This window comes from Variovorax terrae (assembly GCF_022809125.1).
Taxonomy (GTDB): domain Bacteria; phylum Pseudomonadota; class Gammaproteobacteria; order Burkholderiales; family Burkholderiaceae_C; genus Variovorax_A; species Variovorax_A terrae.
This window is the reverse complement of sequence record NZ_JALGBI010000001.1, coordinates 478,710-499,694: the sequence shown is the minus strand read 5'-3', so window position 1 is coordinate 499,694 and position 20,985 is coordinate 478,710. Positions and strand designations below refer to the sequence as shown.

Below are 20,985 nucleotides of genomic sequence, written 5' to 3'. Positions count from 1 at the left end.
CAGATATATAGCAAACAATGACCGCTGGACGCGGACATCCGGCTGAAAACGCTTGAAACTTGGATCAGAAGGGCATCTTGGGCATGCCCTTCATGCCGCCCATGCGCTTCATCATCTTCATGAGGCCGCCGCCCTTCATCTTCTTCATCATGCCCTGCATCTGATCGAACTCGTTGAGCAGGCGGTTGACCTCCTGCACGTGAACGCCGGCGCCGGCGGCGATGCGGCGCTTGCGCGTGGCCTTGATGAGTTCGGGCTTGCGCCGCTCCAGCGGCGTCATGCTGTGGATGATGCCTTCCTTGCGGCGGATGTCGCGCTCGGCCTTGTCCATGTCCACCTGGCCCGCCTTGGCGGCCATCTGGGCCGGCAGCTTGTCGAGCAGGCTGGACAGGCCGCCCATGCTCTTCATCTGCTGGATCTGGCTCAGGAAGTCGTTGAGGTCAAAGCCGTCGCCGCTCTTGACCTTGGCCGCGAGTTTCTGCGCGGCCTCCATGTCGACCCCGGCCGTGACCTGTTCGACCAGCGCGACGATGTCGCCCATGCCCAGGATGCGCCCGGCGTGGCGCTCGGCGTCGAACACCTCCAGGCCGTCGATCTTCTCGCTGACGCCGGCGAACTTGATCGGCGCGCCGGTGACCTGGCGCACGCTCAGGGCGGCGCCGCCGCGCGAGTCGCCGTCGGTCTTGGTCAGCACAATGCCGGTCAGCGGCAGGGCCTCCTTGAAGGCCTTGGCCGTGTTGATCGCGTCTTGGCCCTGCATGGCATCGACCACGAACAGCGTCTCCACCGGGTCGAGCGCGGCATGTAGGTCCTTGATCTCGCGCATCAGCGCCTCGTCGATGGCGAGGCGGCCCGCTGTGTCCACCAGCAGCACGTCGAAGAAATGCTTCTTCGCATAGTCGAGCGCGGCGCGGGCGATGTCCACCGGCTTCTGCTCGGGCGTGCTCGGGAACCATTCGGCGCCGGCCTGGGCCGTCACGGTCTTGAGCTGCTCGATCGCCGCGGGGCGGTAGACGTCGCCCGACACCGTGAGCACCTTCTTGCGGCGCTTGTCGATCAGGTGCTTGGCCAGCTTGGCGGTGGTGGTGGTCTTGCCCGCGCCCTGCAGGCCGGCCATCAGGATCACGGCCGGCGGCTGCGCGGCGAGGTTGATGTCGGCCGGCGCGCGCAGCGCGCCCTTGTCGTCGACCTCGCCCATGGTGGCCGCCAACTCGCGGTTGACGATGCCCACCAGGGCCTGCCCCGGCGACAGCGAACCCAGTACCTCCTGGCCCAGCGCCTTCTCCTTCACGCGGGCGATGAAGTCGCGCACCACGGGCAGCGCCACGTCGGCCTCGAGCAGGGCCATGCGCACCTCGCGCAGCATGTCCTGCACATTGGACTCAGTGATGCGGGCCTGGCCGCGCATTTCCTTGACGAGGCGGGAGAGTTTGTCGGTAAGAGCGCTGGCCATAAAGAGAACGAATGCCTTGTAAAAATAAGGAGCAGAGACAACCGGCCGCGCACAGCGCCGCCCAGGTTCGGGGCCGCCGCGCAGCGGGCCTTGCCAGGCCGCTGGCGGCGCCCCCTTGCGAAGCGAAGGGGGAAGGCGCAGCACCGTCGCGTGCGGAGCCTGGGGGTTAAACTCCTTTGCCATGATTTTATCCAGTGCGTCCCCCCTCAGCGTCCTGCTGGGTATTGCGGCCGCTGCAGCCTACGCCATCCCTGCTGCTGCCGCAGCGCGCCTGAGTTTGCGCGCCAGCCGCACGGCCCTGCTGGCGGCCTGGCTGCTGCATGCCGGCGTGCTGGCCGCGGGGCTGCTGGGCGACCCGCCGCGTTTCGGCTTCGCGCCCGCGCTGTCCGTCACCGCCTGGCTGGTGCTGACGGTCTATGCGGTGGAGAGCCAGCTGTTCCCGCAACTGCAGGCGCGCTGGGCCCTGGCCGGGCTGGGCTCCGCGGCCGTGCTGCTGGCCCTGCTGTTTCCGGGCAATGCGCTGCACGTGAGCGCCTCGCCCTGGCTGCCGCTGCACTGGGCGCTGGGCATCGCCTCGTACGGCCTGTTCGCCGCCGCCGTGGTGCACGCCTGGCTCATGACGCGCGCCGAGCGGCAGATCCGCCAGGCCAGCGATGCGCACAGCGGCATGCCGCTGCTCACGCTCGAACGGCTGACCTTCCGCTTCGTGAAAGCCGGCTTCGTGCTGCTGACCGCCACCCTGCTGGCCGGCTGGCTGTTCGGCGAGACGCTGTACGGCCCCGGCAAGGCCTGGAAGTGGGACCACAAGACGGTGTTCTCGGTGCTGTCGTGGCTGGCCTTCGCCGCCTTGCTGCTGGGCCGCTCGCGCTTCGGCTGGCGCGGCCGCAAGGCCGTGCGGGTGCTGTACGTCGGCTCGCTGCTGCTGCTGCTGGGCTATGTGGGCTCGCGCTTCGTGCTCGAAGTGGTGCTGGGGCGCGGCGCATGAAATACCTCATCGTGCTGCTCGTGGTCCTGGCCGGCGTCTGGCTCTGGCGCAGCCGCCGCCTGGCCGACCGGCCCGCGCGCCGCGGCCCGGCCGCGCAGCCCGCCGGCGAACCCCAGGACATGGTGCGCTGCCCGGTCTGCGCCGTGCACCTGCCGCAGGCCGAGGCGCTGCCGGGCCGCCGCGGCCTGTACTGCTGCGCCGAGCACCGCCAGCGCGCCGAGGGCTGAATGGCCAGCCCCACGGACGCGCCCTCCTGGTTCGGCCCGCCCCTCCCGGAAGACAGCCCCACCCCGGTGGAAGACTCCGCCTTCGCCAGGCTGTGGCGCGGCTTCATGACCGCGCGCATCATGATCGCCGTGGTGCTGCTGCTGATGCAGGGCTCGATCTACGGGCTGGGGCAACCCGTCAACGTGTGGCTGGTGGCGCTGTGCAGCACCTACCTCGCCGCCACGCTGGCCGTGCGCCTGCTGGCCCAGCCGCGCACGCCCGGCCGCACCTTCGACACGCAGTGGGTGTCGACCATCGGCGTCGACCTGATCGCCTTCTCGGCCCTGCAGTTCCTGCAAGGCGCCAACATCAACTACACCCCGCTGTTCGCCCTGCCCGTGCTGCTCGGGTCCGTGATGGGCTCGCTGCCGCTGGCGCTAGGCACGGCCGCCGGCGTGACGCTGGTGCTGCTGGTGGACGCCTGGTGGATCTCGCTGCAGATCCAGGGCGATGCCGCGCCGCGCTTCCTGCAGTCCGGCCTGACCGGCATCGGCCTGTTCATCGTGGCCTTCCTGGCCAACCAGCTGGCCCTGCGGCTGGCGCGCGAGGAGGCGCTGGCCCGGCGCAGCCAGCATGCCGCGCGGGTGCAGACCCAGGTGAACGAACTGGTGATCGAAACCCTGGCCGACGGCGTGCTGGTGGTCGACATCAATGGCGTCGTGCGGGCCGCCAACCCGGCGGCGCGCCGCCTGCTGGGCTCGGCCCAGGGCGCCGTGCGCAACGCCCCCTTCGTGCTGGCGGCCGAGGCCGCCTGGCAGGCCCTGGTCGAGCTGGCCCGGCTGACCTTCGTCCAGCACGGCAGCCAGATCTCCGACATCGCCATCAGCCATGCGGGGCAGAACCCGCGGCGCATCCACGTGCGCACGCGGCTCACCGCCACGCACGACACGCAGGCGGAGAACCTGTGCGTCATGTTCCTGCAGGACCTGCGCGAAATGGAGGCGCGCCTGCGCACCGAGAAGCTCGCGGCCATGGGCCGCATGTCGGCCGCGGTCGCCCATGAAATACGCAATCCGCTGGCCGCCATCTCGCAGGCCAACGCGCTGCTCGACGAAGACCTGACCGAGCCGGCGCAGAAGCAGCTGACGATGCTGGTGCGGCAGAACGCGCTGCGCCTGGCGCAGATCGTGGAGGAAGTGCTGGACATTTCGCGGGTGCAGCAGCAAACCGCCGTCGCCGGCCCCGGCCTGCTGGACCTGGATGCGAACGTCGCCACCATCTGCGCCGACTGGTCCCGTCAGACCGGCGCCGCGGCGCGCCTGAGCGTGGCGCTCGACGCCATGGGCCCGCGCGCGGTGTTCGATGCCGGCCACCTGCGCCGCGTGCTGATCAACCTGCTGGACAACGCGCTGCGCTATGCGGGCCAGCAGCCCGACTCGATCCAGGTCTCGACCGTGGTCTCCTCCCTCGGCGAATGCAGCCTGCTGGTGTGGAGCGACGGCGAGCCGCTCGAGCAGACCGTGCAGCGGCATCTGTTCGAGCCCTTCTTCTCTTCGGAAAGCCGCTCCAGCGGCCTGGGCCTGTACATCTGCCGCGAACTGTGCGAGCGGCATGGCGCGCTGATCGGCTACCAGCGGGCCCCGCGCGGCCCGGTGGCCGCGGCCGTGGAAGGCAACGAATTCTTCGTGACGTTCCGCGCCGGTCCGGCGCAAGGCGACAGCCCTCTATCATTTGACACAATACTTGTCTGACCATGGCTGCAAGCAACTCCCCGAACCCCGCGCAGGTCCTGATCGTCGACGATGAGCCGGACCTGCGGACGCTGTACGAGCTCACGCTGCTGCGCGAGGGCTACCGCGTGGAAGCGGCCGCCAGCCTCTCGGAGGCCTGGCAGCACCTTGGCGACCGCAAGTTCGACGCCGTGATCACCGACATGCGCCTGCCCGACGGCCTCGGCCTGGAACTGCTGGTGGGCATGACGACGCAGCAGCGCCAGGAGCGCTGTGTCGTGATGACGGCCTACGGCTCGGCCGAGAACGCAGTGGAAGCCCTCAAGGCGGGCGCCTTCGACTACCTCACCAAGCCAGTCGACCTCAAGCAGTTCCGCAGCGTCGTGGCCTCGGCCATCCAGGGCACGCAGCAGCAGCCGCTGCGCGGCGGGCGCGGCCAGGGCCCGTCTGCCGCCAGGCCCCCCAGCGCCGCGGAGCTGCCGCAGACCGGCCACACGGCGCTGCAGCGGCTGGTGGGCGACTCCGGCGCCATGCGCGGCGTCAAGGAACGCATCGTCAAGGTCGCCCGCAGCATGGCGCCCGTGCTGGTGCGCGGGGAATCGGGCACCGGCAAGGAACTGGTGGCGCGCGCCATCCATGCCTGCAGCCATCGCGCCGAAGCCCCCTTCGTGGCCGTGAACTGCAGCGCCATCCCCGAGAACCTGCTCGAGGCCGAATTCTTCGGCGCCAAGAAAGGCTCCTACACCGGAGCCACGCAGGACCGCGAAGGCTATTTCCAGGCCGCGCGCAGCGGCACCCTGTTCCTCGACGAGATCGGTGACCTGCCCCTGGCCATGCAGTCCAAATTGCTGCGCGCCATCCAGGAACGCCATGTGCGCCCGCTGGGTTCCACGCAGGAAGACGCCGTGGACGTGCGCATCGTCAGCGCCACGCACAAGGACCTGGCCGCGGACGTGCAGGCCGGCCGCTTCCGGCAGGACCTGTACTACCGCCTGAACGTGATCGAGATCGTGGTGCCCCCTCTGCGCGAGCGCACCGGCGACCTGCCGGCCCTGTGCGCCGCGCTGCTGGCCCGGATCGCTCAGGAGTCGGGCATGCCGGTGCCGGCGCTGTCGCCGACGGTGCTCGAGCAACTCTGTGCACATCCCCTGGGCGGCAACGTGAGGGAACTGGAAAACCTGCTGCATCGCGCCGTGGCCCTGAGCGAGGGCGACGTGCTCCAGGTCGATTTCGCGCCCACCCAGGCCGCGCCCGCCGCCGCGCAGGCTGCGCCCGACCCCGTGCCGATGCCCGCGGCACCGGCCCTCGCCCAGGCTCCGAGCGACCTGCAGGCCTACCTCGACCAGCAGGAGCGCGACATCCTGGTCAAGGTTTTGAACGACACCGGATTCAACCGGACCGCTGCGGCAGCCCGCCTGGGGCTGAGCCTGCGCCAGATCCGCTACCGCATTGCCCGCCTCAACATCTCGACGCCACCGGGTGATGAGCCGAATGAAGAAACCGCCTGAGCCTGCCGCCGACGGCGACGACGGCCTGTGGCACGAAGGCTGGTACCGGTTCGCACGAACGCTGCCGTCCCCGAACTTCGGGCCGCGCCCGGCCGGCACCGAGATCGACCTCATCGTGCTGCACTCGATCAGCCTGCCGCCGGGGCAGTATGGCGGCGACGAAGTGCTGCAGCTGTTCACCAACACACTGGACTGGAACGCCCACCCCTACTTCGAGCGCATCCGCGGCACCCAGGTCTCGGCCCATTTCTACATCCGCCGCAGCGGGGCGCTGTGGCAGTTCGTGAGCTGCCGCGAGCGCGCCTGGCATGCCGGCGCCTCGCACTACCTGGGCCGGGACAACTGCAACGACCGCTCGGTGGGCATCGAACTCGAAGGCCTGGAGGGCGACCGCTTCGAAGCCGCGCAGTACGAAACCCTGGGCAGCCTGTGCTCGGCCATCGCGCAGCACTATCCGGTCGCGCACATCGCGGGCCACGAGCACGTTGCGCCTGGGCGCAAGCAGGACCCCGGCAACGGCTTCGAGTGGCCTTTGCTGCAGCGCACGCTGGGCTGGCCGCCCCGGTCTTTTCCCGAATCGTTGCGCCTGCCACAAAACGCATGAAGGCACTCGCCGCGCATGCGGCAAGACCCCTCTGACGGGGCCGCATCCTCCACGACCTCAGGCCCTACGCGGCACGGCGCGGCAAAACCGGCCGCAAGGCGCACACAGACTGGCCGCACTGCGGCGCCCCCTGCGCGGATCACGCCTGCAAGGCCGTGCGGCCACCCTCGCAAAGGCACTCGCTCCCAGCGGTTTTTCGAGGCTCAAATGTAAGCATGTGCATCAGGGTCGATACACTACCCGTAGTGGCTTGAAATCCAGTTGGACCCTAGATATAGTGTGTCCATTGTGCAAACAAGGGTAGCCCCCGACACCCCTCTGGCCCGCGCTCCCGCCCCGCCAGTCCCAACAAAAATTGCGAAAGAAGAGGAAACAATGCAAACCGCTTTGACCCCCCCGTCCACGCCCCATGCCGGCGTCGTTCCGTCCCAGGCCACCGACAGCGCCGGCAGTGCCGCCGCCCATCCGCTGGCCCATTACCAGATCATCCGCCGCAACGGTGCCGTCGTGCCGTTCGAGCCGGACAAGATCGCGATCGCGATGATGAAGGCTTTCCTCGCGGTGCATGGCACGCAGGGCGCCGCCTCGGCCAGCGTGCGCGAAGTCGTCGACAACCTGACCCAGGGCGTGGTGCGCGCCCTGATGCGCTCGCGCCCGGGCGGCGGCACCTTCCATATCGAAGACGTGCAGGACCAGGTGGAACTGGGCCTGATGCGCGGCGGCCACCACGAGATCGCCCGCGCCTATGTGCTGTACCGCGAAAAGCGCACGCAGGAGCGCGCCCGCCAGGCCGTGCAGGCCACCCCGAAGGCGCCGGCGCTGCATGTGCTCGACGGCGGCCGGCGCGTGGCGCTCGACCTCGACCGCCTGCAGGGCCTGATCGAATCGGCCTGCGCCGGCCTGGGCACAGACGTCAAGCCCGACCCGATCGTGGCCGAGACCATGCGCAACCTGTACGACGGCGTGCCGATGGACGAGGTCTACAAGGCATCGATCCTGGCCGCGCGCACGCTGATCGAGAAAGACCCCGACTACACCTACGCCACGGCGCGCCTGCTGCTGCACACGATCGCCCGCGAAGTGCTGGGCCAAGAAGTGACGCAGGCCGAAATGGCCCAGAGCTATGCCCGCTACTTCCCTGAATTCATCAAGAAGGGCGTGGACGCCGAGCTGCTGGACGAAAGGCTGCTGCACTATGACCTGCACAAGCTGGGCGCCGCGCTCCAGGCCGACCGCGACCTGAAGTTCGACTACCTGGGCCTGCAGACCCTGTACGACCGCTACTTCCTGCACGTGCGCAAGACCCGCATCGAGCTGCCGCAGGCTTTCTTCATGCGCGTGGCCATGGGCCTGGCGCTCAACGAGGTCGACCGCGAAGCCCGCGCCATCGAGTTCTACGAAGTGCTGTCCTCGTTCGACTTCATGTCGAGCACGCCCACGCTGTTCAACAGCGGCACGCTGCGCTCGCAGCTGTCCTCCTGCTACCTGACCACGGTGCCGGACGACCTCGACGGCATCTACGAATCGATCAAGGAAAACGCGCTGCTGTCCAAGTTCGCCGGCGGCCTGGGCAACGACTGGACGCGCGTGCGCGCCCTGGGCTCGCACATCAAGGGCACCAACGGCGAGTCGCAGGGCGTGGTCCCCTTCCTCAAGGTGGTCAACGACACGGCCGTGGCCGTGAACCAGGGCGGCAAGCGCAAGGGCGCGGTCTGCACCTACCTGGAAACCTGGCACCTGGACATCGAGGAGTTCCTCGAGCTGCGCAAGAACACCGGCGACGACCGCCGCCGCACGCACGACATGAACACCGCGAACTGGATCCCCGACCTGTTCATGCGCCGCGTCATGGAAAAGGGCGAATGGACGCTGTTCTCGCCGTCCAACGTGCCCGACCTGCACGACAAGTTCGGCGCCGACTTCGAGAAGGCCTACGTGGCCTACGAGGAAAAAGCCAAGCGCGGCGAGATCAAGCCCTCGCGCACGCTGCAGGCCAGCGACATGTGGCGCAAGATGCTCACCATGCTGTTCGAGACGGGCCATCCCTGGATCACCTTCAAGGACGCCTGCAACGTGCGCTCGCCGCAGCAGCACGCGGGCGTGGTGCACTCGTCCAACCTGTGCACCGAGATCACGCTCAACACCAGCGACACCGAAACCGCGGTCTGCAACCTCGGCTCGGTGAACCTGCTGCAGCATCTGAAGGCGGCACCCGCCGGCTCGGCCGGCGGCACCCAGGTGCTCGACCACGACAAGCTCAAGAAGACGATCGCCACCGCGATGCGCATGCTCGACAACGTGATCGACATCAACTACTACGCCGTCAAGAAGGCGCGCGACTCCAACATGCGCCACCGCCCGGTGGGCCTGGGCGTCATGGCTTTCCAGGATGCCCTGTATGAGCTGCGCATTCCCTACGCGTCGCAAGCGGCCGTGGAATTCGCCGACCGGTCGATGGAAGCCGTCTGCTACTACGCCTACTGGGCCTCGACGGAACTGGCCCGCGAACGCGGCCAGTACTCCAGCTACAAGGGTTCGCTGTGGGACCGGGGCATCCTGCCGGCCGACACGCTGGACCTGCTGGCCCAGGCCCGCGGCGGCTATGTCGAAGTGGACCGCTCGGCCGCCCTGGACTGGGACGCGCTGCGCAAGAAGATCGCGGCCGACGGCATGCGCAACTCCAACTGCGTGGCCATCGCACCCACCGCCACGATCTCCAACATCATCGGCGTCGACGCCTCGATCGAGCCGTGCTTCGGCAACCTCTCGGTCAAGTCCAACCTGTCGGGCGAGTTCACCGTCATCAACAGCTATCTGGTGCGCGACCTCAAGCGCCTGGGCCTGTGGGACGACGTGATGGTGATGGACCTCAAGCACTTCGACGGTTCGCTGCGCCCCATCGACCGCGTGCCGCAGGACATCAAGGCGCTCTACTCGACCGCCTTCGAAGTGGAACCGCAGTGGCTGGTGGAAGCCGCCGCGCGCCGCCAGAAGTGGATCGACCAGGCGCAATCGCTCAACATCTACATGGCGGGCGCCTCGGGCAAGAAGCTCGACGACACCTACAAGCTTGCCTGGCTGCGCGGCCTCAAGACCACCTACTACCTGCGCACCATGGGCGCCACGCACGCGGAGAAATCCACCGTGAAGGCCGGCCAGCTGAATGCCGTGTCTTCCGGCAGCGAGCCGCAAGCCGGTGCAGGCATGAGCGCACTCGACGCCGCAGCCGCTGCCGCGCGCGCGCAGCTGAGTGCTGCGCCTGCCACCGACATCAAGTTCTGCGGCGTGGACGATCCGACCTGCGAGGCCTGCCAGTAAGGCCCTCGCTGCTGCGAAATTCCGAATGGGTTTCGATGCAATTGAGCAACACAATCGGGCAACGATGTGAATGAACACTTTTCATTTCACATCGTTGCTCTGATAATTTGAATATTGGAATCCTCTATGTTGACCTGGGACGAAGAAGTCAAGCCCTCTGTGCAAAACGGATTGCAACAGCCACTCACCAGCGGTTCATCCAGCAACCGCTCGATGGAACTTCCGCCTCTTTCGCCAGCCCCGCGCACACTCCATGACGGAGCGCCTGTGCCGGTTGCAGCCACCGCCCCCACCATTCAGCCCACCAGCGAGCGCCGGGTCCGGGCCGCTGACAAGCGCATCATCAACGGCCAGACCGACGTCAACCAGCTGGTGCCGTTCAAGTACAAGTGGGCCTGGGAAAAATACCTCGCCACCTGCGCCAACCACTGGATGCCGCAGGAAGTGAACATGACGCGCGACATCGCGCTGTGGAAAGACCCGAACGGCCTGACCGAGGACGAGCGCCGCATCATCAAGCGCAACCTCGGCTTCTTCGTGACCGCCGACTCGCTGGCCGCCAACAACATCGTGCTGGGCACCTACCGCCACATCACGGCGCCTGAATGCCGCCAGTTCCTGCTGCGCCAGGCCTTCGAGGAAGCCATCCATACCCACGCCTACCAGTACATCGTGGAGTCGCTGGGGCTGGATGAGAGCGAGATCTTCAACGCCTACAACGAAGTCCAGTCGATCCGGGAGAAGGACCAGTTCCTGATCCCGTTCATCGAAGCCATCATGGACCCGAACTTCAAGACCGGCACACCCGAAACCGACCAGACGCTGCTGAAGTCGCTGATCGTGTTCGCCTGCCTGATGGAAGGCCTGTTCTTCTATGTCGGCTTCACCCAGATCCTCGCCCTGGGCCGCCAGAACAAGATGACCGGCGCTGCCGAGCAGTACCAGTACATCCTGCGCGACGAGTCGATGCACTGCAACTTCGGCATCGACCTGATCAACCAGCTCAAGCTCGAGAACCCGCACCTCTGGACCGCCGAATTCAAGACCGAGATCAAGGCCTTGTTCATGAAGGCTGTCGAGCTCGAGTACAAGTACGCCGAGGACACCATGCCGCGCGGCGTGCTCGGCATGAACGCCTCGATGTTCAAGGGCTACCTGCGCTACATCGCCAACCGGCGCGCCACGCAGATCGGGCTGGAAGCACTGTTCCCGAACGAGGAGAATCCGTTTCCCTGGATGAGCGAGATGATCGACCTGAAGAAAGAGCGCAACTTCTTCGAGACCCGCGTGATCGAGTATCAATCGGGTGGCGCGCTTTCGTGGGATTGAGCATCCATAACGACAATGAGTTCAAGAATCGCACCCACCGCTGATGGCGCCGCAGAGCGCGCACGCGGGGAGTGCTCCCCTGTTCATGGTGCTGGGGCCGGCCCCAACACCATGAATCGCTTCATGCAAACCAACAAGCGTGAAGTGCTCTTTGCAACTTGATCAAGGAGAAAATGATGGCAACTGCAAAGAAACCGGCCGCTAAGAAGGCCGCTGCTAAGAAACCGGCCGCCAAGAAGGCCGCTGCGAAGAAACCGGTTGCGAAGAAGGCACCGGCCAAGAAGGTAGCCGCCAAGAAGGCTCCGGCGAAGAAGGCTCCGGCGAAGAAAGTCGCAGCCAAGAAGCCCGCTGCCAAGAAGGTAGCCGCCAAGAAGGCTCCGGCGAAGAAGGCCGCTGCCAAGAAGGCGCCCGCGAAAAAGGCGGTAGCCAAGAAGGCCCCGGCGAAGAAGGCCGCCGCCAAGAAAGCCCCGGCGAAGAAAAAGCCTGCGGCCAAAAAAGCAGCGAAGAAGCCCGCTGCGAAGAAAGCAGCGAAGAAGCCCGCTGCCAAAGCAGCCGCCCCGGCTGCCCCCGCGGCTCAGACCACTCTGAACCCGCAGGCTGCCTGGCCGTTTCCCACGGCCAGCAAGCCCTGAGGCAGCAAGCGGGTAACCGCTTCTCAAGCCCGGTGCCGCAAGGCATCGGGCTTTTTCATGCCTCCACCGAACCGCCAGAGCACGCCATGAACCTCCCTGCCGCCAGCTTCCTCCGCCTGGAAAAGACGGGCGCGGTGATTGTCGATGTCCACGTCATGCCCCATGCCGCACAGAGCCGGGCCGATGGCCTGCATGACGGCGCGCTGCGCGTGCGCCTGAAAGCGGTGCCTGTCGACGGCAAGGCAAATCAGGCGCTGATCCTCTGGCTGGCGGACACGCTGGGCGTCGCGCGCTCATCCGTCGAACTGGTTCGGGGCGCGACATCGAGGCGCAAGCAGCTGCGTGTCACAGCGCAGGCCGCAGCCGCGGCCGACTGGCTTTCGCTGGTGACGTGAGCGCTATCAAAAACAGAGCACTCTCTGTCCCGCCGACGAGGACTACAGCTCGATTTCCTTCAAATCCAGCGTGTAGTTCTGCGGCCCGCGCTGGGCGATCTTGATGGCGCCGATGCGGTTGCCCAGCGCCGCGCAGCGCTCCAACGACCAGCCGCGCTCCAGGCCGTAGAGCAAGGCACCACGGTAGGCATCGCCGCAACCGGTAGGGTCCACGACCTCGTCGGCCTTCACCGGCGCCACCATGGTCTTCTCGCCGTCGATCCAGACTTCGCTGCCGTGCGCGCCCAGCGTCACGATCAGCCCCCGCACGTGGCGCGACATCTCGGCAGGGCTCCAGCCCGTGCGCTCACTCAGCATCTTGCCTTCGTAGTCGTTGACCGTGACCCAGCTGGCCTGCTCGATGAAGTGCGCAAGCTCGGGGCCGTCGAACATCGGCAGGCCCTGCCCCGGGTCGAAGACGAACGGGATGCCGGCGGCCTTGAACTGCTCGGCATGCTGCAGCATGGCGTCGCGGCCATCGGGCGAGATGATGCCCAGCGCGATGTCGGGCCGCGCCTCGATCCGGGTGATGTGGGCCTGCATCATCGCGCCCGGGTGGAACGCGGTGATCTGGTTGTTGTCGCGGTCCGTCATGATCATCGCCTGCGCGGTGTAGGTGTCGTTCACCTGCCGCACGAAGTCGGTACGGATGCCGAGGCCCTGCAGGCGCTGCAGGTAGTCGGCGCCATCGCTGCCCACGGTGGCCATCGGCAGCGGCACCCCGCCCAGCGCCTTCAGGCTGTAGGCGATGTTGCCGGCGCAGCCACCGAAGTCGCGCCGCAACGCCGGCACCAGGAAGGAGACATTGAGGATGTGGAGTTGGTCGGGCAGGATTTGCTCCGAGAAGCGGCCCTCGAACGTCATGATGGTGTCGAACGCCAGGGAGCCGCAAATGACTGCTGCCATGAATGCCTCTTTCAGGTCTTGAAGTTGAAAATCAGGGATAGAACGCCAGCATGCGGTAGCCCGCAATGCGCGCGGCACCGTTACCGTTGCCCGCCACGCTGACCGCGAAAGAACCGGTCCACTCGCCGCCCGCGCCCAGCACCGCCGGCGCGGCGCCGAGCTCGGCAGGCTGCAGCACGCGGCGCAGCACGGGCTGGTCCTGCGTGTCGGTCAGCGCAAGTTCGATGGCAGGCAGCGCCAACGCCATGGGCGCCGTGTTCTTGAGGGTAAAACTCAGGCGGTAGGCATCGCCGCGCATCTTGTTGAACGAGGAGCTGTCGATCACGATGGATTCGATCTGCCGCAGCGGCGCCACGCTGCATTGCAGCGGTGCGCACAGTTCCATCAGCCAGGGACGGGCACGCGGCTCGAGCGCGGCCACGCGGTCGCGCTCCTGCACCGCCACCTGCAGCGCCAGCAGCGACAGCAAGGCCAGGCACACCAGCGCCAGCGCCGTGCGCACCAGGGGACGGCGCCAGAAGGCCTTGCGCCGGGCCTCGCGCACGAACGAGACATCGTGCAAGGCCTGCTCCGGCTCCTCGGCCGGGGGAATCGGCGCGCTGGCGGCCACCACTTCATCGACCCGCGTCTCCTGCACAGCCTCTTCCGTTCGGGTTTCGGGCTGCAGCACGGCGGGCTGGGACGGCGCGGCCTCCTCCAGCTCGTCGGGCACCAGCTTCACGACCGGCACCGGCGCATCGGTGGCCGGGAACACCTCGGCCGCCGGAGCGGCCGGCGCAGGCGCAAGCTCGGGCTCGTGTTCAACAGGTTCAGGCTCGGGCACCTGCGCCACCGGGGGCATCACCTCGCCGTGCGGCACCGAGGTCGGCTCGGCAGCCGGTGCCGGTGGCACATCGGTCTGCAGATACAGCGCCGCATCGAAGACCTCGGTGCAGTGGCCGCAGCGCACCCAACCCTCGGAGATCCTGAGTTGGTCGGGCACGACTTTGAACATCGTTGCGCAGGCGGGGCAGCGTGTGATGAGGCTCATGAGCGATCGATTGTAGGGGCTGGTTCCCGCGCCCCGCCCCGGCGTCAGAGCACGGCGGTCATCAGGATCCAGCCATCTTCGCGGTCGGCCACGACCAGGCGGGCATGCGGTGCATACGCGGCCTGGAGCTCCTCGGCCTGGCGCTCCAGGATGCCGGCCAGCACCAGCGAACCGCCGGGCGCGACCCGCGCGCACAGCAGCGGCGCCAGCACCTTGAGCGGCGTGGCCAGGATGTTGGCCAGCACCGTCTGGTAGGTGCCGCTGGCCTGGTCCGGCAGGCCCGAGCGCAGCGTGACGCCATTGGCCTGCGCATTGAGCACCGTGGATTGCACGGCGGCCTCGTCGATGTCCACCGCATCGACGTCGGCAGCGCCGTACTTGGCGGCCCCGATGGCCAGGATGCCGGAGCCGCAGCCGTAGTCGAGCACCCGCTGGCCCGCCAGGCCGTGGCGCGCGATCCAGCGCAGGCACATGCGCGTGGTCGGATGGGTGCCGGTGCCGAAAGCCAGGCCCGGATCGAGCCGGATGATCTGGCGCGCCTGCGCGGGCGGCTCGTGCCAGGTCGGCACGATCCAGAATTCCGGCGTGATCTCCACCGGATCGAATTGCGACTGCGTCAAGCGCACCCAGTCCTGCTCGGGCACCGGGGCCAGCCCCAGGATCCGGCAGTCCGCAAAGAAGTCCTGCGCCGTCAGCAGCGTGCGGGCCTCCAGCGCCAGGGATTCCGTTGCGAACAGCGCCAGCATGCGCGAACGCTGCCAGCCGTCCTTGGGCGGCGGCATGCCGGGCTCGCCGAACAGGGCTTGCTCGGCATCGGTCTGCGCGTCCGCGTCTTCCACGGAAACGCTCAGCGCATCGAGTGCATCGAGCGCATCGCTCAGGGTTTCGACCCGGTCTTCCGGGCACAGCAGGCTCAGCTCAAACATCGTTTCTCCATCAGGCCGCCCGCAGGGCCAGGCCCCCGGCGGCGAACCGGGCAGGCTCTAGCGCTTGTGATGCGACAGCCACTCTTCCAGGTAGTGGATGTTGGTGCCGCCCGCCATGAACTTGGCGTCCACCATCAGTTCGCGGTGCAGCGGGATGTTGGTGTTGATGCCTTCGACCACGGTCTCGGACAGCGCCGTGCGCATGCGCGCCAGCGCTTCCTCGCGCGTGTCGCCGTGCACGATGATCTTGCCGATCATCGAGTCGTAGTTCGGCGGCACGAAGTAGTTGGTGTAGACATGCGAATCCACCCGCACGCCCGGGCCGCCCGGGGCATGCCACATGGTGATGCGGCCCGGCGAGGGCGTGAACTTGTAGGGGTCTTCCGCGTTCACGCGGCATTCGATGGCGTGGCCGCGGATCTCGATCTGGCGCTGGGTGAACGGCAGCTTCTCGCCGGCGGCCACCAGGATCTGCGTCTTCACGATGTCGACGCCGGTCACCATCTCCGTCACCGGGTGCTCGACCTGCACGCGCGTGTTCATCTCGATGAAATAGAACTCGCCGTTCTCGTAGAGGAACTCGAAGGTGCCCGCGCCACGGTAGCCGATCTTCTTGCAGGCCGCGGTGCAGCGCTCGCCGATCTTCTCGATCAGCTTGCGCGGGATGCCCGGCGCCGGCGCTTCCTCGATGATCTTCTGGTGGCGCCGCTGCATCGAGCAGTCGCGCTCGCCCAGGTAGACCGCGTTCTTGTGCTGGTCGGCCAGGATCTGGATTTCGATGTGGCGCGGGTTCTGGAGGAACTTCTCCATGTACACCGCCGGATTGCCGAAGGCCGCGCCGGCCTCGGCCTTGGTGGTCTGCACCGCGTGGATCAGCGCCGCTTCGGTATGGACCACCCGCATGCCACGCCCGCCGCCGCCGCCCGCAGCCTTGATGATGACCGGGTAGCCGACCGACTTGGCAATGCGCTTGATCTGCACCGGGTCGTCCGGCAGTTCGCCTTCCGAGCCGGGCACGCAGGGCACGCCGGCCTTGATCATGGCCTGCTTGGCCGACACTTTGTCGCCCATGATGCGGATCGACTCGGGCGTCGGCCCGATGAACTGGAAGCCGCTTTTCTCGACCCGCTCGGCAAAATCGGCGTTTTCGCTCAGGAAACCGTAGCCGGGGTGGATGGCCTGCGCGTCGGTGACCTCGGCGGCCGAGATGATGGCCGGCATGTTGAGGTAGCTCAGCCCCGAAGGCGCCGGGCCGATGCACACGGCCTCCTCGGCCAGCTTGACGTACTTGGCCTCGCGGTCGGCTTCGGAGTACACCATCACCGCCTTGACGCCCAGCTCGCGGCAGGCGCGCTGGATGCGCAGGGCGATCTCGCCGCGGTTGGCAACTAATATCTTTTTAAACATGGTCAGTCTCGCGGCTCATCGCGCTTCCGCGCAGATGGTGGCGTTCGTTTCCCGCCCGGCGCTGGCGCGAACGTCGCGGAAGCAACAGGCGGGGTGGGACATGGGTGGACGCTGGCGGCCGTTCACTCGATCACGAACAGCGGTTGCCCGTATTCCACGGCCTGGCCGTTGTCGGTCAGGATCTGGGTGATGGTGCCGGACTTGTCGGCCTCGATCTCGTTGAGGATCTTCATGGCCTCGATGATGCAGATGGTCTCGCCTTCCTTGACCTGGCTGCCCACCTCCACGAAGGCCTTGGCGCCCGGGCTGGAAGAACGGTAGAAGGTGCCCACCATGGGCGATTTGACGATGTGGCCGGCCGGCACCCCGGCAGCCGGTGCCGCGGCAGGCCCTGCCGCTGCGGGCGCGGCGGCGGCCACCGCGGTCCCTGCCGGTGCGGCCACCAGCATCGGCGCGGCCATCTGCTGCACCAGGGCGCCACCGCCCTTCACAATGCGGACCTTGCCTTCTGCTTCGGTGATTTCGAGTTCCGACACGTTGGACTCCGACACCAGGTCGATCAACGTTTTGAGTTTGCGTAAATCCATGAGGTCTCCAACGACTGCAAACGAGAGAAGGCGAGAATTTACCGCAAATTCAGCTTATTGCGCTTTTTTTCGTCTATTTTCTTTTAATTACCGGCCTTGATAGAGAGAAACAATCAAGGGAAAGGCCCGCGCGGGGCCTGGCCGGGAGGCTAGCGGGCACCGGCCCACTGCTGCAGGTCTTCGGGCGAAACCTTGCCCATTCTACGCTCCAGCAAGCGGCCGTCGGCGCCGAACACCACGGTGAATGGCAGGCCTCCCGCCTCGTTGCCGAGCGAGCGGCTCAGCTCGGTTCCGCTCAAACCCGCCAGCCCGATCGGAAAACCGACCGGCGTTTTCTGCAGGAAGCTGCGCACGGCGCTGGGCTGATCGATGGCCAATCCTATCACTTGCCAGCTTTTGGCTGCATGTTCCTTGTAGAACTTGTCCAGCAGGGGCAGTTCTTCCACGCAGGGCGGGCACCAGGTCGCCCAGAAGTTGATCAACAGGGGTTTGCCGCGCAAGGCCTGCAGGCTCAGCGTCGCGCCGTCCGGTGTGTCGAACGACAGGCCCCACAGGGCCGCTTCGGCACCTGGTGCCGGCTCGTGCGGACGGAATTTGTGCCAGGCCAGGCCCGCGCCACCCAGTCCGGCAACGGCGGCCACGCCGGCATACAGCCAGCGGCGGCGACTCAGGCCCGGAGCCGGGGAAGAAGAGGGGGAGGCAGGTGGATTCATGGTCTCGATTCTTGCAGCAGCAGGCGCACGGCGGCGGCATCGCCGCGGGGCGTCCGCCCCTTGGCGTCGGGTTTGAGGGCGCCGCGCAGGTCGTCGTGGTCGTACACCATCAGGTGCACCCCGATGGTTTCGCCCAGTTCCCGGCTGTCGCTGTGCAGACTCAGGGCCTCCACCGGCTCGCCGTTGAAACCCGTCACGGTGCGCGGCTCGTAATTCACCCGGTGGTCGATCAGCGCGATTTCCGCCGATTTGGGGTCATCGCAGAACAACTGTATGTAAACGTCGGACAGCCGCGTCGCCGTGCCATGCCAGACCGCGCCACCGAGATAGGGGCGAAATTCGGTAAGGCGCTCCATCCAGGTGAGTGCCAACTTACGCAATGCTACCAGTTCGGCCGGCTGGGTGTCGGCGCAGAACAGGTCGATGTACTCGTGCACGGCGTCTTCCAGCTCGTCATTGCCCGGTAGCTCGGCGCGCGCGCTCAGGCCCATCTGCTTGGCTGCACGGCGCTTGGCCGGGCCGTATTCCAGGCCTTCCTCCACCACCAGGCGGGCAGCAGCGGCGGCAATCTCGGATTTCAAGCTGTCCATCGACGGCCATTTTCCATGGTTTGCGGGGCCGCGCCGGTGTCAGGGCCAATCGCCAGGCCATCAGGGCAGCCTTGATTGCTACGTTTTTCATAGCTAGCGAGGTCCGATAGACGTGGACTCCGGCCCAGAATGGCATGGAATCCCGCCTAGAATCGGCGCATGCACATTCACATTCTCGGTATCTGCGGCACGTTCATGGGCGGGCTGGCGGCGCTGGCCCGCGAGGCCGGCCACAAGGTGACGGGCTGCGACGCCGGGGTCTACCCGCCGATGAGCGACCAGCTGCGCGCGCTGGGCATCGAGCTGATCGAGGGCTTCTCCGCCGACCAGATGGCGCTGCGGCCCGACCTGTTCGTGGTTGGCAATGTGGTGTCGCGCGCCCGCCTGGCCGACGGCCGCCCGAAATTCCCGCTGATGGAAGCCATTCTGGACGCCGGGGCGCCCTACACCAGCGGCCCGCAGTGGCTGGCCGAGCATGTGCTGCAGGGCCGCCACGTGCTGGCCGTGGCCGGCACCCACGGCAAGACCACCACCACCTCGATGCTGGCCTGGGTGCTGGAGTGCGCCGGGCTGCAGCCGGGCTTCCTGGTGGGCGGCGTGCCGCTGAATTTCGGGGTCTCGGCCCGGCTGGGCGCCCTGTCGGCAGCGCCGGAGGGCCGCGCAGCCCAGACAGCGGTCAGCACAGGGACAACTTTCGTGATCGAGGCCGACGAGTACGACACCGCCTTCTTCGACAAGCGCAGCAAGTTCGTGCACTACCGCCCGCGGACCGCGATCCTGAACAACCTGGAGTTCGATCACGCCGACATCTTCGACGATCTCTCCGCCATCGAGCGCCAATTCCACCATCTGGTGCGCACCGTGCCGGCCTCGGGCCGCATCGTGGTGAACGGCCTGGAGGACAGCCTCGCGCGCGTGCTGCACCAGGGTTGCTGGAGCGAGGTGCGCAGCTTCGGCGCCACGGTCAGCGATTTCACCGCCGTGGGCGAGCCCGGCCGCTTCGAGGTGCTGCAGCAAGGCGAGCGCGTCGCCACGGTGGACTGGGCGCTGGGCGGCGTGCACAACCAGCTCAATGCGCTGGCTACCATCGCTGCCGCCCAGCACGTGGGCGTGCCGCCGGCCGTTGCCGCGGCAGCGCTGGGCCGGTTCCAGAACGTCAGGCGCCGCATGGAGGTGCGCGGCGTGGTCCGCGGCATCACGGTCTACGACGATTTCGCCCACCACCCCACGGCCATGCGCACCACGATCGACGGCCTGCGCCGCCAGGTCGGCCCGGGGCAGCGCATCCTCGCCGTGTTCGAACCGCGCAGCAACACCATGAAGCTTGGCACCATGAAGGCCCAGCTGCCCTGGAGCCTGGAGCAGGCCGATCTGGCCTTCTGCCACAGCGGCGGGCTCGACTGGGACGCCCGCGAGGCGCTGGCGCCGATGGGCCCCCGCGCCGAGGTGGCCGGCAGCATCGAGGCGCTGGTCGCGCAGGTGCGGGCGGCGGCCCGGCCGGGCGACCATGTGCTGTGCATGAGCAACGGCGGCTTTGGCAATGTCCACGCCAAGCTGCTCGAAGCGCTACAGAATCAATAGCACACAATGTTCGCTGCACGAGGACATCCGGCTGTTTTCACTCTTGAATCAGTAGGAAACCGTCAATCCGGGCACGTCGATGCGCACCACCGGCTTGGCCAGCGCGGCGCTGCTGGCGCGGGCAAACTCGCTGGCCCACCTGGCGTCGCCGAACTGCTTCGGCCCCGCGGCCTGCGCCACGCACAGCACCTTGTCGGCCAGCAGCACCTTGCCCGTGGGACGCAGGGGCTCGCAGCCCATGCGCGTGAACTGCTCGTCCAGCCACCAGCGGGCCACGTCATGCGGCATGGGCTGCACTTCGTCCAGATCGATCCGGACCGGGGCCTCGGGGCCGAATGAAACCGTGACTTCGCTGCGCATGGCTCGCTCCTGACAGAGCCTGCATCGTGCGTCGGCCGCCGGTGCACCGGCAATTCGCAAAAACCCTTTGAACAGCCTCGGCAAGGCATGGCGCCACCCTCAATTTGCTTCATTTGATATAATTTCATTTGAAATCAATTGACCGCGAGCCCCTCATGACCTTCGAAGAACGCATCGACCGCTTCTGCGCCCACCACCCGCAGGCGCCGCGCGACTTTATCCTGGGCTCGCGGCTGCTGCTGCGCACGGCCCGGCTGCTGCGCCAGCATGCGCAGCGGGCGCTGGCGCCGCTGGCGCTCGACCTGGAGCAGTACCTGGTGCTGAGCATGCTGGCCACCGACCGCGAGAAGCTGTCCATGCCCTCCGAGCTCGGCACCGTGCTCGACGCCACGCGCACCCAGATGACGCGGCTGCTCGACGGACTGGAAAGCCGCGACCTGGTGCGCCGCCATGCCAGCGCACACGACCGGCGCAGCCTGGAGCTGGAGCTGACCGCCGCCGGCCAGCGCCTGCTCAAGCGCGCCGCGCCGCTGGTGCACGAGGCCTACACCCAGGCCTGGACGGCGCTGGAGCCCGCCGCCTTTGCCAGCACCTCGCGCAGCCTGGCCCAGGTGCATGCCAGGCTGCAGGAGCTGCAGCCGTGAGCACCGGGACACGCCAGGCGCAGGCACACGCGAGCCGGCTG

20 protein-coding genes are annotated in these 20,985 nt (G+C 67.3%); 11 read left to right on the top strand and 9 right to left on the bottom strand.

What is annotated here, in order from left to right; all coding sequences use genetic code 11:
• Window positions 1-64 precede the first annotated feature (64 nt).
• A complete protein-coding gene (ffh, locus tag MMF98_RS02255) occupies window positions 65-1,453 on the bottom strand; it encodes a signal recognition particle protein (protein ID WP_243303906.1) in 1,389 nt (462 codons plus the stop codon).
• A gap of 181 nt (window positions 1,454-1,634) precedes the next feature.
• On the opposite strand from ffh, the gene MMF98_RS02250 reads away from it, so the two are divergent.
• The 9 genes from MMF98_RS02250 to MMF98_RS02210 all read left to right on the top strand — a co-directional run bounded on the left by MMF98_RS02250 (window position 1,635) and on the right by MMF98_RS02210 (window position 12,161).
• Window positions 1,635-2,438 carry a cytochrome C assembly family protein gene (locus tag MMF98_RS02250; protein ID WP_243303903.1) on the top strand — a complete coding sequence of 268 codons (804 nt, stop codon included), beginning with the start codon at window positions 1,635-1,637 and terminating at the stop codon, window positions 2,436-2,438.
• Complete coding sequence (locus MMF98_RS02245; protein ID WP_243303901.1) at window positions 2,435-2,665, top strand: PP0621 family protein; 231 nt, start codon at window positions 2,435-2,437, stop codon at window positions 2,663-2,665. The genes MMF98_RS02250 and MMF98_RS02245 overlap by 4 nt, the downstream gene beginning before the upstream one ends.
• On the top strand, window positions 2,666-4,396 hold the full coding sequence (locus MMF98_RS02240) for a sensor histidine kinase (protein ID WP_243303899.1): 1,731 nt from the start codon (window positions 2,666-2,668) through the stop codon (window positions 4,394-4,396).
• A gap of 2 nt (window positions 4,397-4,398) precedes the next feature.
• Window positions 4,399-5,883 (top strand): sigma-54-dependent transcriptional regulator, encoded by a 1,485-nt coding sequence (locus tag MMF98_RS02235; protein WP_243303897.1) that lies wholly within the window; start codon window positions 4,399-4,401, stop codon window positions 5,881-5,883.
• Entirely contained in the window at window positions 5,867-6,487 is a 621-nt protein-coding gene (gene ampD, locus MMF98_RS02230; protein WP_243303895.1) for a 1,6-anhydro-N-acetylmuramyl-L-alanine amidase AmpD, read from the top strand. Before MMF98_RS02235 ends, ampD begins: the two co-directional genes overlap by 17 nt.
• Window positions 6,488-6,862: 375 nt before the next feature.
• A complete protein-coding gene (locus tag MMF98_RS02225) occupies window positions 6,863-9,805 on the top strand; it encodes a ribonucleoside-diphosphate reductase subunit alpha (RefSeq protein WP_243303893.1) in 2,943 nt (980 codons plus the stop codon).
• A 126-nt stretch (window positions 9,806-9,931) separates the two neighbouring features.
• Window positions 9,932-11,134 (top strand): ribonucleotide-diphosphate reductase subunit beta, encoded by a 1,203-nt coding sequence (locus MMF98_RS02220; protein WP_243303891.1) that lies wholly within the window; start codon window positions 9,932-9,934, stop codon window positions 11,132-11,134.
• Window positions 11,135-11,310: 176 nt separating this feature from the next.
• Window positions 11,311-11,766: a histone H1-like DNA-binding protein gene (locus tag MMF98_RS02215; RefSeq protein ID WP_243303889.1), complete on the top strand. Its 456-nt coding sequence runs from the start codon at window positions 11,311-11,313 to the stop codon at window positions 11,764-11,766.
• A gap of 86 nt (window positions 11,767-11,852) precedes the next feature.
• Complete coding sequence (locus tag MMF98_RS02210; RefSeq protein WP_243303887.1) at window positions 11,853-12,161, top strand: DUF167 domain-containing protein; 309 nt, start codon at window positions 11,853-11,855, stop codon at window positions 12,159-12,161.
• 42 nt (window positions 12,162-12,203) lie between these two features.
• Here MMF98_RS02210 and MMF98_RS02205 read toward each other — a convergent pair whose 3' ends face one another.
• The 7 genes from MMF98_RS02205 to MMF98_RS02175 all read right to left on the bottom strand — a co-directional run bounded on the left by MMF98_RS02205 (window position 12,204) and on the right by MMF98_RS02175 (window position 18,359).
• Entirely contained in the window at window positions 12,204-13,106 is a 903-nt protein-coding gene (locus tag MMF98_RS02205) for a carbohydrate kinase family protein (RefSeq protein WP_243303885.1), read from the bottom strand.
• Between the two features lie 31 nt (window positions 13,107-13,137).
• Complete coding sequence (locus MMF98_RS02200; RefSeq protein WP_243303883.1) at window positions 13,138-14,136, bottom strand: DUF3426 domain-containing protein; 999 nt, start codon at window positions 14,134-14,136, stop codon at window positions 13,138-13,140.
• 44 nt (window positions 14,137-14,180) lie between these two features.
• Window positions 14,181-15,062, bottom strand: a complete 882-nt coding sequence (prmA, locus tag MMF98_RS02195; protein WP_243303882.1) for a 50S ribosomal protein L11 methyltransferase — start codon at window positions 15,060-15,062, stop codon at window positions 14,181-14,183.
• A 57-nt stretch (window positions 15,063-15,119) separates the two neighbouring features.
• Window positions 15,120-16,469 carry an acetyl-CoA carboxylase biotin carboxylase subunit gene (accC, locus tag MMF98_RS02190; protein ID WP_243303880.1) on the bottom strand — a complete coding sequence of 450 codons (1,350 nt, stop codon included), beginning with the start codon at window positions 16,467-16,469 and terminating at the stop codon, window positions 15,120-15,122.
• Window positions 16,470-16,591: 122 nt separating this feature from the next.
• A complete protein-coding gene (gene accB, locus MMF98_RS02185; RefSeq protein WP_243303877.1) occupies window positions 16,592-17,056 on the bottom strand; it encodes an acetyl-CoA carboxylase biotin carboxyl carrier protein in 465 nt (154 codons plus the stop codon).
• A 149-nt stretch (window positions 17,057-17,205) separates the two neighbouring features.
• Window positions 17,206-17,769, bottom strand: a complete 564-nt coding sequence (locus MMF98_RS02180) for a TlpA family protein disulfide reductase (RefSeq protein WP_243303875.1) — start codon at window positions 17,767-17,769, stop codon at window positions 17,206-17,208.
• Entirely contained in the window at window positions 17,766-18,359 is a 594-nt protein-coding gene (locus tag MMF98_RS02175; RefSeq protein WP_243303873.1) for a hypothetical protein, read from the bottom strand. The genes MMF98_RS02180 and MMF98_RS02175 overlap by 4 nt, the downstream gene beginning before the upstream one ends.
• A gap of 159 nt (window positions 18,360-18,518) precedes the next feature.
• On the opposite strand from MMF98_RS02175, the gene mpl reads away from it, so the two are divergent.
• A complete protein-coding gene (gene mpl / locus MMF98_RS02170; RefSeq protein ID WP_243303872.1) occupies window positions 18,519-19,940 on the top strand; it encodes a UDP-N-acetylmuramate:L-alanyl-gamma-D-glutamyl-meso-diaminopimelate ligase in 1,422 nt (473 codons plus the stop codon).
• A 48-nt stretch (window positions 19,941-19,988) separates the two neighbouring features.
• Here the strand turns inward: mpl and MMF98_RS02165 are convergent, their stop codons facing one another.
• Entirely contained in the window at window positions 19,989-20,300 is a 312-nt protein-coding gene (locus tag MMF98_RS02165) for a hypothetical protein (RefSeq protein ID WP_243303870.1), read from the bottom strand.
• 155 nt (window positions 20,301-20,455) lie between these two features.
• Here MMF98_RS02165 and MMF98_RS02160 point away from each other — a divergent pair, with 155 nt between their 5' ends.
• Window positions 20,456-20,944, top strand: coding sequence for a MarR family winged helix-turn-helix transcriptional regulator (locus tag MMF98_RS02160; RefSeq protein ID WP_243303868.1), 489 nt, complete (start codon window positions 20,456-20,458; stop codon window positions 20,942-20,944).
• Window positions 20,945-20,985: the final 41 nt, after the last annotated feature.

Excerpts from the sequence above, each read along its gene's own strand:
- ffh (WP_243303906.1), bottom strand. The coding sequence starts at position 1,453 with ATGGCCAGCGCTCTTACCGACAAACTCTCCCGCCTCGTCAAGGAAATG.
- MMF98_RS02250 (WP_243303903.1), top strand. The coding sequence starts at position 1,635 with ATGATTTTATCCAGTGCGTCCCCCCTCAGCGTCCTGCTGGGTATTGCG.
- MMF98_RS02245 (WP_243303901.1), top strand. The coding sequence starts at position 2,435 with ATGAAATACCTCATCGTGCTGCTCGTGGTCCTGGCCGGCGTCTGGCTC.
- MMF98_RS02240 (WP_243303899.1), top strand. The coding sequence starts at position 2,666 with ATGGCCAGCCCCACGGACGCGCCCTCCTGGTTCGGCCCGCCCCTCCCG.
- MMF98_RS02235 (WP_243303897.1), top strand. The coding sequence starts at position 4,399 with ATGGCTGCAAGCAACTCCCCGAACCCCGCGCAGGTCCTGATCGTCGAC.
- ampD (WP_243303895.1), top strand. The coding sequence starts at position 5,867 with ATGAAGAAACCGCCTGAGCCTGCCGCCGACGGCGACGACGGCCTGTGG.
- MMF98_RS02225 (WP_243303893.1), top strand. The coding sequence starts at position 6,863 with ATGCAAACCGCTTTGACCCCCCCGTCCACGCCCCATGCCGGCGTCGTT.
- MMF98_RS02220 (WP_243303891.1), top strand. The coding sequence starts at position 9,932 with ATGTTGACCTGGGACGAAGAAGTCAAGCCCTCTGTGCAAAACGGATTG.
- MMF98_RS02215 (WP_243303889.1), top strand. The coding sequence starts at position 11,311 with ATGGCAACTGCAAAGAAACCGGCCGCTAAGAAGGCCGCTGCTAAGAAA.
- MMF98_RS02210 (WP_243303887.1), top strand. The coding sequence starts at position 11,853 with ATGAACCTCCCTGCCGCCAGCTTCCTCCGCCTGGAAAAGACGGGCGCG.
- MMF98_RS02205 (WP_243303885.1), bottom strand. The coding sequence starts at position 13,106 with ATGGCAGCAGTCATTTGCGGCTCCCTGGCGTTCGACACCATCATGACG.
- MMF98_RS02200 (WP_243303883.1), bottom strand. The coding sequence starts at position 14,136 with ATGAGCCTCATCACACGCTGCCCCGCCTGCGCAACGATGTTCAAAGTC.
- prmA (WP_243303882.1), bottom strand. The coding sequence starts at position 15,062 with ATGTTTGAGCTGAGCCTGCTGTGCCCGGAAGACCGGGTCGAAACCCTG.
- accC (WP_243303880.1), bottom strand. The coding sequence starts at position 16,469 with ATGTTTAAAAAGATATTAGTTGCCAACCGCGGCGAGATCGCCCTGCGC.
- accB (WP_243303877.1), bottom strand. The coding sequence starts at position 17,056 with ATGGATTTACGCAAACTCAAAACGTTGATCGACCTGGTGTCGGAGTCC.
- MMF98_RS02180 (WP_243303875.1), bottom strand. The coding sequence starts at position 17,769 with ATGAATCCACCTGCCTCCCCCTCTTCTTCCCCGGCTCCGGGCCTGAGT.
- MMF98_RS02175 (WP_243303873.1), bottom strand. The coding sequence starts at position 18,359 with ATGGACAGCTTGAAATCCGAGATTGCCGCCGCTGCTGCCCGCCTGGTG.
- mpl (WP_243303872.1), top strand. The coding sequence starts at position 18,519 with ATGCACATTCACATTCTCGGTATCTGCGGCACGTTCATGGGCGGGCTG.
- MMF98_RS02165 (WP_243303870.1), bottom strand. The coding sequence starts at position 20,300 with ATGCGCAGCGAAGTCACGGTTTCATTCGGCCCCGAGGCCCCGGTCCGG.
- MMF98_RS02160 (WP_243303868.1), top strand. The coding sequence starts at position 20,456 with ATGACCTTCGAAGAACGCATCGACCGCTTCTGCGCCCACCACCCGCAG.